Here is a 13913-nt window from a genome sequence, read left to right on the forward strand (position 1 = left end):
AGAAGCATGTCGAGCGATGATTGCAGTCGGCAGGTACGGCTGTCTTTCAGAGAACGACGAAATCCTCATCACCCACCCTTATCGCCGCGGTGCATCCGGGTCGGTACGCAGCGCCTTCAACAGGCCCCACATATAGAACGCCAGGATGAACGAGAACGGCAGGCCGCACAGCACCACCGCTGTCTGCATCGCGCTGAAGTTGCCGGCCAGCAGCAGGCCGACGCTGGCCACGGTGATGCCCGCCGCCCAGAACACGCGCAGCCAGATCGGCGCGTCATGCCCATCCTCCACGCCATCGTCGACACGCCGGGTGCACAGGTTGGCGATCATCAGCGTGCCCGAATCGACCGGGGTCAGGAACAACACGAAACCGATCACCACCGCCGCGCCGGCGATGTACGGCGCTGCAGGCAGATACTCCAGCAGCTTGAACAGGGTCATCGCCGCATCATGCTGGGCCACTTCGCCCAGTGCCGCCTGGCCGTGGTTCAGCACCAGGTCGATGGCGGTGTTGCCGAAGATCGACAGCCACGCCAGGGTGAAGCCGAGAGGGATCAGCAGCACGCCCATAATCACTTCGCGGATGGTGCGGCCGCGCGAGATGCGCGCCACGAACAGGCCCACGAACGGCGCCCAGGCAATCCACCACGCCCAGTAGAACAGCGTCCACGAGCCCATCCACTCACGCCCCTTCGGGTCATTGAGGTACATGTCGAAGCTCTTGCGCACGAACGCGCCCAGATAGTCGCCGGTGTTCTGCACCAGGCCGTCGAACAGATGCAGGGTCGGCCCGGTTACCAGCACGAACAGCAGCAACAGGCACAGCAGGCGCACGTTGAGGTTGGACAACCAGGCGATGCCCTTCTCCACACCGGCAACGACGCCGATGGTGGCCACGACCATCATCACCAGCACGATCGCCACCAGCACCTGCGGCGTATCCGGGATGTGGAACAGGTAGACCAGGCCGGACTGCACCACCAGCGCACCGATGCCGAGGTTGGTAACCATCGAGATCAGCGTCGCCAGGATGCCGAAGCCATCGACCATGTCACCGATGCGGCCATGGATGCGCTCGCCGAAGATCGGGTACAGCGCCGAACGCAGCGCCAGCGGCAGGTTGCGTCGATAGGCAAAGTAGCCCAGCGCCACGCCGACCAGCGCGTACAGCGCCCAACCGTGCAGGCCCCAGTGCAGGAAGGTCAGCACCATCGCTTCGCGGCCGGCCGCAACCGTGCCGCCGGGCTGCCCGGGCGGGTTGAGGAAATGGTCCAGCGGCTCGTAGGCGCCGTAGTACAGCAGCGCGATGCCGATGCCGGCCGAGAACAGCATCGACACCCAGGCCACGTAGCCGAAGGCGGGCGACTCCTCGTTATGACCCAGGCGGATGCGGCCATACGGCGAGAACGCCAGCCACAGCACGAAACCCAGGCAGGCCACGATCAACAGCATGTACCACCAGCCGAACGCCGCCGAGACCTCGGCCTGCGCCCATTGCAGCCAGTGCTCGCTGGCCTGCGGGAAGAACACGGTCAACGCACCGAGGATGCCGATGGAGACCGACGAACTGAAGAACACGAAACGGTTCAAGCGCAGGGGCGAGCGCTTGGGATGAGCCAGGGAAGACATGGGGTCGTCTCATCAGTCCAGGGGGGCACATGGGCGGGGCCGGACCGGAAACCGGGCCCATGGCGTGGGGGCGCGACCGGCATCGTAGGGTTTATTGATTGAACGTTCAATCAATAAAAAGTATGATCTTCACCAGCCCGGCATCCCGGGTCGCAATCCGTGGAGAGACAATGCCGAAGAAAGGCGTGGAACCGGTCCGCCGCGAGCAGTTGATCCGGGCCACTTTCCAGACCATCGACGAGATCGGCATGGCCGATGCCACCGTCGCCACCATCGCAAAGAAGGCCGGCCTGTCCAGCGGCATCGTCGCCCACTACTTCGGCGACAAGGACGGGCTGCTCAATGCCGCGATGCGGCAGATCCTGCGCGAGCTGAAGGCCGCCGTCGCCCGCTATCGCGACGCCGCGCCGGATGACGCACGTTCACAGCTTCGCGCCATCGTCGATGGCAACTTCGACGACAGCCAGACCAACGGGACCGCCATGCGTGTATGGCTGACGTTCTGGGCCGCGAGCATGCACCAGCCGGAACTGACCCGGCTGCAGCGCGCCAACGACCAGCGACTGTTCTCCAACCTCTGTCACCAGTTCAACCGCCAGCTGCCGCATGCGCAGGCACGCCTGTCCGCACGCGGACTGGCCGCCATGATCGACGGCCTGTGGCTGCGTGGCAGCCTGGTCGGCGGTGACTTCAACGCCGACAAGGCACGCCGCATCGCCTACGGCTACATCGATTTCCAATTGCAGGCCAACGCGCCCTGAGCGCGCCAGCAACCCGCCCCACCCCTTCCAGGAGCAAGCCGATGACCACCCTGCCCGTGCAACAGCTCTACATCCACGGCCGCCGCGTCGATGCCACCAGTGGCAAGACCTTCCAGACCATCAACCCGGCCACTGGCCAGGTGCTGGCCGACGTGCAGATCGCCAGCCAGGCCGATGTCGAGCGCGCGGTTGAAAGCGCCAGTGAAGGCCAGAAGGTGTGGGCAGCGATGACCGCGATGGAGCGCTCACGCATCCTGCGCCGCGCCGTCGAGATCCTTCGCGAGCGCAATGACGAGCTGGCCCACCTGGAAACCCTGGATACCGGCAAGGCACTGGCCGAAACCACCACCGTGGACATCGTCACCGGCGCCGACGTGCTGGAGTACTACGCCGGCCTGGCCACCGCCATCGAAGGCATCCAGCTGCCGCTGCGCGAATCGAGCTTCTTCTATACCCGCCGCGAGCCGCTGGGCGTGGTCGCCGGCATCGGCGCCTGGAACTACCCGATCCAGATCGCCATGTGGAAGTCGGCCCCGGCCCTGGCCGCCGGCAACGCGATGGTCTTCAAGCCGTCCGAAGTGACCCCGCTGACCGCGATCAAGCTCGCCGAGATCTACACCGAAGCCGGCGTGCCGGACGGCGTGTTCAACGTCGTGCAGGGCCCTGGCCGCGAGATCGGCAACTGGCTGACCGAGCACCCGGTTATCGAGAAGATCTCCTTCACCGGCGGCGTCGCCACCGGCAAGAAGGTCATGGCCAGCGCCGCGTCGTCGTCGCTGAAGGAAGTGACGATGGAACTGGGCGGCAAGTCGCCGCTGGTGATCTGTGACGACGCCGATCTGGACCGCGCCGCCGACATCGCAGTGATGGCCAACTTCTTCAGCTCCGGCCAGGTCTGCACCAACGGCACCCGCGTGTTCGTGCCGCGCAGCATGCTGGCCGCGTTCGAGGCCGCCGTGGTCGAGCGCGTCAAGCGCATCCGCATCGGCGACCCGATGGCCGCCGAGACCAACTTCGGCCCGCTGACCAGCTTCCCGCACATGGAAAACGTGCTGCGCTTCATCGAAAGCGGCAAGAGCGAAGGCGCGCGCCTGCTGACCGGCGGCGGTCGTGCCACCGATGCAGCCCTGGCTGATGGCGCCTATGTGCTGCCCACAGTGTTCTCCGACTGCCGCGATGACATGACGATTGTCCGCGAAGAAATCTTCGGGCCGGTGATGAGCATCCTCGCCTACGACGACGAGGACGAAGTGGTGCGTCGCGCCAACGACACCACCTTCGGCCTGGCCGCAGGCGTGGTCAGCAAGGACATCAGCCGCGCACATCGCATCATCCATCGCCTGGAAGCCGGCATCTGCTGGATCAACACCTGGGGCGAGTCGCCGGCCGAAATGCCGGTGGGTGGTTACAAGCAGTCCGGCGTCGGCCGCGAGAACGGCATCTCCACCCTCGGCCACTACACCCGCATCAAGTCGGTGCAGGTCGAACTGGGCGACTACGCCAGCGTGTTCTGACCGGCGCGCCCTGAGCACCGCCCATCGTCCGGCCACCGCGCCGATCCGACATTCCGCCGGGACGCCTGCATGCAGCGCGCCCGGCCTGCAGGAGAGCAACCATGAGCACCCATAACGAGTACGACTACATCATCATCGGCGCCGGTTCGGCCGGCAACGTGCTGGCCACCCGCCTCACCGAAGATGCCGACGTCAGCGTGCTGCTGCTGGAAGCCGGTGGCCCGGACTACCGGCTCGACTTCCGTACCCAGATGCCGGCCGCGCTGGCCTTTCCGCTGCAGGGCAAGCGCTACAACTGGGCGTACAAGACCGATCCCGAGCCCTTCATGAACAACCGCCGGATGGATTGCGGTCGTGGCAAGGGCCTGGGCGGTTCGTCGCTGATCAACGGCATGTGCTACATCCGCGGCAACGCGATGGACTACGACAACTGGGCCGGCATGCCGGGCCTGGAAGACTGGACCTACCTGGACTGCCTGCCGTACTTCCGCAAGGCCGAAACCCGCGACATCGGCGCCAATGACTACCACGGCGGCGACGGCCCGCTGCGCGTCACCACGCCCAAGGCCGGCAACAACGAACTGTTCGCGGCGATGGTCGAGGCCGGCGTACAGGCCGGTTACCCGCGCACCGACGACCTCAACGGCTACCAGCAGGAAGGCTTCGGCCCGATGGACCGCACGGTCACGCCGAAGGGCCGTCGTTCCAGCACCGCGCGTGGCTATCTGGACCTGGCCAAACCGCGCCCGAACCTGACCATCGTCACCCACGCGCTGACCGACCGCATCCTGTTCTCGGGCAAGCGCGCAGTGGGCGTGCAGTGGCTGCACAACGACCAGCCGCAGCGCGCCACCGCACGCCGCGAAGTGCTGTTGTGCGGCGGCGCCATCGCCTCGCCGCAGATCCTGCAGCGCTCCGGCGTCGGCCCGGCCGACCTGCTGCGCAGCCTGGACATCGACCTGGTGCACCACCTGCCCGGCGTCGGCGCCAACCTGCAGGATCATCTGGAAATGTACCTGCAGTACGAGTGCAAGAAGCCGGTCTCGCTGGCCCCGGCACTGAAGCTGTACAACCAGCCGGCAATCGGCGCCGAATGGCTGTTCCTGGGCACCGGCATCGGCGCCAGCAATCAGTTCGAGGCGGGCGGCTTCATTCGCAGCGATGCCGAATTCGACTGGCCCAACCTGCAGTATCACTTCCTGCCGGTGGCGATCAATTACAACGGCTCCAACCCGATCAAGGCGCACAGCTTCCAGATGCATGTCGGCTCGATGCGCTCGCCGAGCCGTGGCCGCATCCACGTACGCTCGAAGGACCCGCGCGAAGATCCCAGCATCCTGTTCAACTACATGTCGCACGACCAGGACTGGCGCGAATTCCGCTCGGCGATCCGGATCACCCGCGAGATCTTCGCGCAGCCGGCGCTGGCACCGTACAGCGGTCGCGAAATCTCGCCGGGCAGCGCGCTGCAGACCGATGCGCAGATCGATGCGTTCGTGCGCGAGCATGCCGAGACCGCCTACCACCCGTCCTGCTCGAACAAGATGGGCCACGCTGATGATCCGATGGCGGTAGTCGACGGCCAGGGTCGCGTGCATGGCCTGGAAGGCCTGCGCATCGTCGATGCCTCGATCATGCCGCAGGTGGTCACCGGCAACCTCAACGCACCGACCATCATGATCGCCGAGAAGCTGGCCGATGTGATCCGTGGCCGCACTCCGCTGCCGCGCAGCACTGCACCGTACTTCAAGGCCAACGGCGCGCCGGTACGCAGCCGCGGCTGACGCGGCTACTCCGCCGGGCACGGCCCGGCGCTACCGGCACCTTTGCCCCCTTCGGTAGCGCCGGGCCATGCCCGGCGTCTTTTGCCGCATCCAGCCGCTACGCGGCGGGCCTCTTCGCGTTTTCCCTACGGGGCGGTATGCTGCGGAGAGCGGTTCTGGCGGATACTGTCCGCGCCGCACCCATCATCACGATTCCTGGAGGGGGAATATGAGTCTGGATCGTCCCTGGCTGCAGAGCTATCCGAAAGGCGTTCCCGCCGAAATCGACGTCAACGAGTTCCATTCGGTAGTTTCGGTCTTCGACGCCTCCGTCGCGAAGTTCCGCGACCGACCGGCCTACTCCAGTTTCGGCAAGACCCTCACCTACGGTGAGACCGACGCCCTGGTCGAGCAGTTCGCCGCTTACCTGCTGGGCGAGCTGAAGCTCAAGAAGGGCGACCGCGTCGCCCTGATGATGCCCAACTGCCTGCAGTACCCGGTGGCGACCTTCGGCGTGCTGCGTGCCGGCTTGACCGTGGTCAACGTCAACCCGCTGTACACCGCGCGCGAGCTGAAGCATCAGCTGGTCGACGCCGGGGTTGCCGCGATCGTGGTGGTGGACAACTTCGGCGACACCGTCGAACAGGTCATCGCCGATACGCCGGTCAAGCATGTGGTCACCACCGGCCTGGGCGACCTGCTCGGCACCAAGGGCGTGATCGTCAACTTCGTGCTCAAGTACATCAAGAAGATGGTGCCCAACTACCATCTGAAGGGCGCGGTGCGCTTCAAGCAGGCGCTCAAGCTGGGCAGCCGCCACACCCTGCCGAAGGTCGAGATCGACCACGACGACGTGGCGTTCCTGCAGTACACCGGCGGCACCACCGGTGTGGCCAAGGGCGCGATGCTGACCAACCGCAACCTGATCGCCAACATGCAGCAGGCCTCGGCCTGGATCAGCGCATCGGGCATCGAGATGGGCAAGGAATGGATCATCACCGCCCTGCCGCTGTACCACATCTTCGCGTTGACGGCGAACGGCCTGGTCTTCATGAAGTTCGGTGGCTGCAACCACCTCATCACCAACCCGCGTGACATGAAGGGCTTCGTCAAGGAGCTCAAGTCGGTGCGCTTCACCGCGATCACCGGCGTCAACACGCTGTTCAACGGCCTGCTCAACACCCCCGGCTTCGACACCGTCGATTTCTCCTCGCTGAAGGTGACCCTGGGCGGCGGCATGGCCGTGCAGCGTGCGGTCGCCGAGCGCTGGAAGAAGACCACCGGCGTCACCCTGGTCGAGGCCTACGGCCTGACCGAGACCTCGCCGGCGGCCTGCATCAACCCGCTTACCCTGGCCGAGTACAACGGCTCGATCGGCCTGCCGATTCCGTCCACCGATGCCTGCATCAAGGACGACAACGGCAACATCCTGGCGCTGGGTGAAGTGGGCGAACTGTGCATCCGCGGCCCGCAGGTGATGAAGGGCTACTGGCAGCGCCCCGAGGAAACCGCCAAGGCCATCGACGCCGACGACTGGCTGCACACCGGTGACATGGCGAAGATGGACGAGCACGGCTTCTTCTACATCGTCGACCGCAAGAAGGACATGATCCTGGTGTCCGGCTTCAACGTGTACCCCAATGAAGTCGAAGACGTGATCGCGATGATGCCGGGCGTGCTGGAAGTGGCCGCAGTCGGCGTACCGGACGAGAAGTCCGGCGAGGTGGTCAAGGTGGTCATCGTCAAGAAGGACCCGAACCTGACCGCCGAGATGGTCAAGGAACACGCCCGGGCCAACCTGACCGGCTACAAGCACCCCAGAATCGTTGAATTCCGAAAAGAGCTGCCGAAGACCAACGTCGGCAAGATCCTGCGTCGCGAACTCCGCGATACGCCCGCCCCGTAAGGGTTTGCGGAAAGTTGAACGCGCTCAGGCCCGGGTCGGCAACGACCCGGGCCTTTTCGCGTGCGTGGGCCCGGGGCCGGTGTAGCATCGCCGCGTGAGTGGACCGTTCGGCCCGCCGGCCACCACCTTGATCTGCGGGCCGCACCGCCGAGGACCCTTCCATGAGTACCATCGAAAAGCTGCCCAGCAGCGGCTCGCCCTATGCCACCATCCGCACCCAGGACAGCGCCGACGGCGCCGCCCACTGGCTGTTCATGCACGCCGACGCCTCCACCGGCGTGCGTCCCTGCTGCCGCAAGGACATGCTGGACGAAATGTGGAGCTACATGAGCGCCATCACCCGCGGCCCGGCGCAGCGCCACAGCGGCCAGCTGCGCCATTTCGTGCTGGCCTCCGACGCCGCCGCCTACAACCTGGGCGGCGACCTGGACCTGTTCACCCGGCTGATCCGGGAAGGCAACCGCGACCTGCTGCTGACCTACGCCCAACGCTGCGTGGAAGGCGTGCACCACCTGCACACCGGCTTCGGCGGCGACGTCCGCTCGATCGCCCTGATCCAGGGCGACGCATTGGGTGGCGGCCTGGAAATGGCACTGGCCTGCCACACCATCGTGGCCGAGGAAGGCTGCGGCATGGGCCTGCCCGAAGTGCTGTTCGGCCTGTTCCCGGGCATGGGCGCCTATTCGTTCCTGTGCCGCCGGGTGTCACCGCAGCTGGCCGAGAAGATCATCCTCGACGGCCGTGTCTACAGCGCCGAGGAGATGCACGCGATGGGCGTGGTCGACGTTCTGGTCAGGAAAGGTGAAGGCCGCAGTGCAGTGGAAGAGATGATCCGCCAGCAGCAGCGCCTGCCGCAGTCGTACCTGGCAATGAATGCCGCGCGCAACCTGGCGCAGGCGGTCAGCTATGACGAACTGCTGGAAATCACCAAGGTCTGGGTCGATTCGGCACTGGCCCTGGGCGATCGTTCGCTGCGCACCATGGACCGTTTGATCAAGGCGCAGACCCGACGCGCCAATCTGGATGTGGCCTGATACGTTCCCCTCCCCCGCAGGGTTCAAGCCCGGCTGGCCACCGGGCTTTTTTTATGGGGCGCGCGAGCATGGGTAACCCGCCGCACAGGTCGGGCAGGCCCGGCGCTAGCGTTCGCCGTCGTCGGCCACGCCACGTGCCTTGCGTTCGGCGCGCGCATCGAGTGCATGCCGGCCTTCCTTGATCGCCCCCTGCAGCACCGCAAGACGCTGCCGCCATTCGGCTTTCAGCTGCCAATCGGCCATCCGCATCAATTCACCGGCGCGGTTGGACGCGCGTATCAGGCCGAGGTTGCTGGCCACACCCTTGATCGCATGCGACTGCTCGCGGAAAGCGTCCCAGCGTGCCGCTTCGCCATCGCCTTCGGCCTTGCGCAGGCACGATTCGGCATCATCCAGGCACTGGCGGATGAACTCGCGTTCGAAACCCTCGCCCATTCCCAGCGACGCCAGTTCATCCAGCACGCCGGTATCAAGCACGCCATCGAGGTTGGTGACGGTGCGCACGATCGGCGGCGCACTGGACTTGAGCTGGGCGTTGTTGGCGATCTCGGCCAGGGTGTCCAGCAGGCGCACGGCCACCACAGGCTTGGCCAGGAACGCGTGTGCACCGGCCTGGGTACAGCGCTGGATCGCTTCGGGAGTAACGTCGGCGCTGAGCACCAGCACTGGCGTGCGCGGGCCGCCACCGGCCTGCATCACCCGCAGCTCCTTCAGCATGTCCAGGCCACTCATGCCCGGCATGTGCAGATCGACGATGGCCGCATCGAACTCGCTTTCGGCCAGTGCGTCGAGCACTGCCTCGCCACCATCGACGCACAGCACCTTGTGCCCGGCCTTCTGCAGAAGCCGCTGCAGCACCATGCGGTTGGCCTCGTGGTCGTCGGCGACCAGGATCTGCATGCTGCGCACCCGCGCGCGATGGCGCAGGAACGGGTCGGCGAACGCAATGACGTTGCCGCCAGCATCGGCTTCGTCGCCCGCAGCAAGGGTCGGCACCGCACCTGGGACCACCGGCTGCGGCGGCGCGAACGGCAGTTCCACCCAGAAGTGGCTGCCCTGCGGCGGGTTGTCCAGATACCCGATCTCGCCGTCCATCGCTTCGACCAGCCCCTTGGCGATGGTCGTGCCCAGGCCGGTACCTTCATGACGACGGGCCATGCTGACGTCGGCCTGCTCGAAGGCCTCGAACAGACGCGGGCGCATCGCCGGTGCGACGCCGATGCCGGTATCGAGAATGTCGAAGCGCAGCCGCACCCCACCCTGCGTGTCTGCATGGACAACGCAGACGCGGATCTCGACCCGGCCATGATCGGTGAACTTGACCGCGTTGCCGGCCAGGTTGAGCAGGATCTGCCGCAGATGCCCGACATCGCCGCGCAACGTCGGCGGCACGGTCTCGGCTACCTTCACCCGATAGTCCAGGCGCTTGGCCTTGGCCTGCGGCAACAGGATCAGGCCGATGGCCTGGATCACCTCGGAAAGGACGAAATCCTCGGCAACGACGCGCAGTTTGCCGGCCTCGATCGCCGAGATGTCCAGCACTTCCTCGACCAGCGCCAGCAGGCTGCGCGATGACGCCTGGATGGTACTCACGCACTCACGCTGTTCGTCGTCCAGGCGCGTGGTCGCCAATACTTCTGTCATGCCATTCAATCCATTGAGTGGGGTACGAAACTCGTGGCTCATGTTGGCCAGGAATCGACTCTTGGCTTCGCTGGCGCGCCGCGCCTCGGCCATCGCTTCGGTCAACTGCCGCAGCAGCGTGGAAAAATACAGGGGAACCGCCGCCAGGCCAAGCCACAGGCCGATGGCCAGGCGTGCGTTCTGCTGCCAGTACGGGGTGGACAGTGCGGTGCTGCCGAAGCTGACCATCGCCATCGCCACAGCCACATACAGGTAGTGGTTGCCGAAGCGCATGCCGTTGCCCACCGTCACCCACATCACCACGATGTAGACCCACGACAGCGGCTCACCCATCTGGATCATGCCGGCGGCGATCAGCCCGTAGTCGGCCAGCATGCCCAGCACGCGCCGGGGATCGGAGCGCTGCGGTCGCCACAGCAGCCAGCCGAACAACAGCAGCGACAGGCTCAGGCCGGTCAGCACGATCGCCAGCACACCGACATACTGGCTGTGCGGCAGTTCATGCCGTGCCGAAGGCAGCAGCACGTACGCCAGGATCAGACTGATCAGGATGATGCGGACGATCTGCTGTCCGTGCTCGCTGTCCTGTCGCTGGGACAGGCGCAGCCGCAATCGCGACAGCAGGCGTTTCACGCGCCCAGTCCCGGCCGTGCAGAGGCGATGGAGTGCTCGGCGCAGATCTGTTCCAGCTGCTCGCGGCCGCGCAGCAATGCATCCACGCAACGCGGATCGAACAGACGCCCACGCTGAGCGTACAGGTAGGCCATGGTGGCTTCCATCGTCCACGCTTCCTTGTAGGGGCGTGGCGAGATCAGCGCATCGAACACGTCGGCCACGGCGACGATACGCGCCTCCAGCGGAATCGCGTCGCCGACCAGGCCATCGGGATAACCACTGCCGTCGTAGCGCTCATGGTGACGCAGCGCGATCAATGCACCGACCTGGATGAAGCGGTTCTGGCTGCCACTGAGCAGCTCATGGCCAATGCGCGGATGCCGACGCATGATCGCCAGCTCCTCATCATTGAGCTTGCCCTGCTTGAGCAGCACCGCATCGGGAATGGCGATCTTGCCCATGTCATGCAGCGGCGCAGCCATTTCGATCAGTTTGACGTCGTCTTCCGGCAGGCCCAGCTGCTCGGCGATCAGGCCCGCCACGCGCGCCATCCGTTCAAGGTAGGCACTGGTTCCGGCATCACGGAACTCGATCGCACGTGCCAGCCGCGAAAGCGTCTCACGCTCGCGCTCCTCCACCTCATGCATGCTGGCCAGCAGCCGCTGCTCCAGTGACAGGGCGCGCTGCTTCACGTTCTCGGTCTGCTGGCGCAACTGCAACAGGTTGTAGCAGCGTGCGCGCAGCTCGCGCGGGCGGATCGGCTTGACCAGGAAATCGATCACGCCGGCTTCGAGCGCCGCCTGCCGGATCGGCTCGTCGCCGACCACGGTGATCAGGATTACCGGGATATCGCGATGCTTGGGCAGCCGGCGGAAGCGGCGGGCGAATTCCAGCCCGTCCATCTCCGGCATGCGGTAATCGAGAAGCAGCAGGTCGACCGGATACGATTCGCACCATGCCAACGCGGTCAACGGATCGCCGAAGTCATGCACGCTCAGTTCCGGCGCGATGTCTTCGATGACGTGACGAAGCATCGTCCGTGCGGAAGTCTGGTCATCGACGATGACGATGTTCAAGGCGTTCTCTGCCTGCCTTCTCGACCATGCTGAAAGGTCAGCGGGCGAGGATACCCCGCCGCTGTGCACGCTGGCACCCTGCATCGGCTCGACTCCCGTCACAAGCTCCCCGATTCATGATCGTCGTCACAATGTGAAGCGGATTCTCCACATTGCGGCCTCCCCTGACGCCATCAAGCCATAGCCGGTGTCAAGGTTGTGCAATAACGATACGCCGAGTGCGGGACGCGTCAATCGCGCCGTCTCAAACCGAGACGGCGCGCACAAACGGACGCCGAAAAAGCCGGTTACTGCTCCGGACGCATGTACGGGAACAGCAGCACGTCGCGGATCGAGCTGCTGCCGGTCAGCAGCATCACCAGGCGATCGACGCCGATGCCGAGGCCGCCGGTCGGCGCCATGCCGTACTCCAGCGCACGGATGTAGTCGGCGTCGTAGTGCATGGCCTCGTCGTCGCCGCCTTCCTTCGCCGCCACCTGCGCCTGGAAGCGCTGGGCCTGGTCTTCCGGGTCGTTCAGCTCGGAGAAGCCGTTGGCCAGCTCCTTGCCGTTGACGAACAGTTCGAAACGGTCGGTGTAGCCCGGATCGTTGTCGTTGGCGCGGGCCAGCGGCGAGACCTCCACCGGGTGATCGGTGATGAAGGTCGGCTGGATCAGGGTGTGTTCGACGGTGGCTTCGAAGATCTCAAGCAGCAGCTTGCCCCAGCCGTAGGACGGCTTGACGCGGATCTTCAAGCGCTCGCAATGGCGCAGCAGCGCATCACGGTCGGTGCAGTCGGCAGCGGAGATTTCCGGGTTGTGGTGGCGCACCGCCTCGTCCATGCGCCAGCGGCGGAACGCCGGGCCCAGGTCGATGTTGGCGCCATCCCACTCCACCGTGGTGGAACCGTTGACCGCCTGCGCCACGTCACGGATCACGCCTTCGGTCAGGTCCATGATCTCGTTGTACGTGGCATACGCCTCGTACAGCTCCATCATGGTGAATTCCGGGTTGTGGCGGGTGCTGACGCCTTCGTTGCGGAAGTTGCGGTTGATTTCGTAGACGCGCTCCAGGCCACCGACGGTCAGGCGCTTGAGGTACAGCTCCGGCGCCACGCGCAGGTACAGGTCAAGGTCCAGCGCATTGTGGTGGGTGGTGAACGGCTTGGCCGCCGCGCCGCCCGGGATGTAATGCATCATCGGCGTCTCGACTTCGAGGAAGTCGCGGTTGTCCAGCCATGCACGCATCGCACGGATGATCTTCGAGCGCTTGATGAACACCGCGCGCGACTCCGGCGTCACGATCAGGTCGACATAGCGCTGGCGGTAGCGCTGCTCGACGTCGGCCAGGCCATGCCACTTGTCCGGCAGCGGGCGCAGCGACTTGGTCAGCAGGCGGATCGACTCGGCCTTGACCGACAGCTCGCCGGTCTTGGTACGGGTCAGGCCACCTTCGACCGCAATGATGTCGCCCACGTCCCAGCCCTTGAAGGCGGTGTAGGCATCGCCCAGCACGCTGCCCTGCAGGAACAGCTGGATGCGGCCGGATTCGTCCTGGATCTGGGCGAAGCTGGCCTTGCCCATGACCCGCTTGGCCATCAGGCGACCGGCCATCTTCACCTGGCGGCCGTTGCCTTCCAGGGTTTCGGCGGTCCACTGTTCCGCGTCGGCGAACTCGTCCTGCAGGCTGCCGGCGAAGTCCTCGCGACGGAAGTCGTTCGGGTACGCGATGCCCTGCCCACGCAGCGCTTTGAGTTTCTCACGGCGCTCGGCGATCAACTTGTTTTCGTCGACGGGGGGGGTATCGGTAGCTTCGCTCATGGATCTGCGGGAATCGTGTAGTGAGGGGGAGTCTTGCGCCCGGCACAGCCGGTTGCCCAGCATACCAAAAGCGCCCTGCCCCGGCCCCTGGGCGGCCCCTCCCCCGCCGTGGGCCGCCCCTGCTCGGTAGCCGCCAACCCAGGTTGGCGATTCATCGTGTGTCGACCAAGGT

General features: G+C 65.5%; 9 protein-coding genes. 5 read left to right on the forward strand and 4 right to left on the reverse strand.

Features of this window, described 5'->3' with window-relative positions:
• Positions 1-78 precede the first annotated feature (78 nt).
• On the reverse strand, positions 79-1629 hold the full coding sequence (locus H3005_RS05850) for a BCCT family transporter (RefSeq protein ID WP_089240960.1): 1551 nt from the start codon (positions 1627-1629) through the stop codon (positions 79-81).
• Between the two features lie 170 nt (positions 1630-1799).
• Between H3005_RS05850 and betI the strand changes: the two genes are divergently transcribed.
• The 5 genes from betI to H3005_RS05875 all read left to right on the forward strand — a co-directional run bounded on the left by betI (position 1800) and on the right by H3005_RS05875 (position 8607).
• Complete coding sequence (gene betI / locus H3005_RS05855; protein WP_100465265.1) at positions 1800-2390, forward strand: transcriptional regulator BetI; 591 nt, start codon at positions 1800-1802, stop codon at positions 2388-2390.
• A gap of 41 nt (positions 2391-2431) precedes the next feature.
• Positions 2432-3904 (forward strand): betaine-aldehyde dehydrogenase, encoded by a 1473-nt coding sequence (gene betB / locus H3005_RS05860; RefSeq protein ID WP_100552452.1) that lies wholly within the window; start codon positions 2432-2434, stop codon positions 3902-3904.
• A gap of 101 nt (positions 3905-4005) precedes the next feature.
• The gene (betA, locus tag H3005_RS05865) at positions 4006-5688 is read left to right on the forward strand and encodes a choline dehydrogenase (RefSeq protein ID WP_100552451.1); all 1683 of its coding nucleotides are present in this window, start codon (positions 4006-4008) and stop codon (positions 5686-5688) included.
• A 208-nt stretch (positions 5689-5896) separates the two neighbouring features.
• Positions 5897-7573 carry a long-chain fatty acid--CoA ligase gene (locus tag H3005_RS05870; protein WP_100552450.1) on the forward strand — a complete coding sequence of 559 codons (1677 nt, stop codon included), beginning with the start codon at positions 5897-5899 and terminating at the stop codon, positions 7571-7573.
• Between the two features lie 161 nt (positions 7574-7734).
• Complete coding sequence (locus tag H3005_RS05875) at positions 7735-8607, forward strand: crotonase/enoyl-CoA hydratase family protein (RefSeq protein WP_180166977.1); 873 nt, start codon at positions 7735-7737, stop codon at positions 8605-8607.
• Positions 8608-8712: 105 nt separating this feature from the next.
• Here the strand turns inward: H3005_RS05875 and H3005_RS05880 are convergent, their stop codons facing one another.
• From H3005_RS05880 to lysS, 3 genes are all read right to left on the reverse strand, one after another.
• Positions 8713-10884 (reverse strand): response regulator, encoded by a 2172-nt coding sequence (locus H3005_RS05880; RefSeq protein WP_100552448.1) that lies wholly within the window; start codon positions 10882-10884, stop codon positions 8713-8715.
• Entirely contained in the window at positions 10881-12026 is a 1146-nt protein-coding gene (locus tag H3005_RS05885) for a two-component system response regulator (RefSeq protein WP_100552447.1), read from the reverse strand. The genes H3005_RS05880 and H3005_RS05885 overlap by 4 nt, the downstream gene beginning before the upstream one ends.
• A 203-nt stretch (positions 12027-12229) precedes the next feature.
• The gene (gene lysS / locus H3005_RS05890) at positions 12230-13741 is read right to left on the reverse strand and encodes a lysine--tRNA ligase (RefSeq protein ID WP_100552446.1); all 1512 of its coding nucleotides are present in this window, start codon (positions 13739-13741) and stop codon (positions 12230-12232) included.
• Positions 13742-13913 lie beyond the last annotated feature (172 nt).

This window comes from Stenotrophomonas sp. Br8, assembly GCF_014763005.1.
In the GTDB taxonomy this organism is placed as follows: domain Bacteria; phylum Pseudomonadota; class Gammaproteobacteria; order Xanthomonadales; family Xanthomonadaceae; genus Stenotrophomonas; species Stenotrophomonas lactitubi.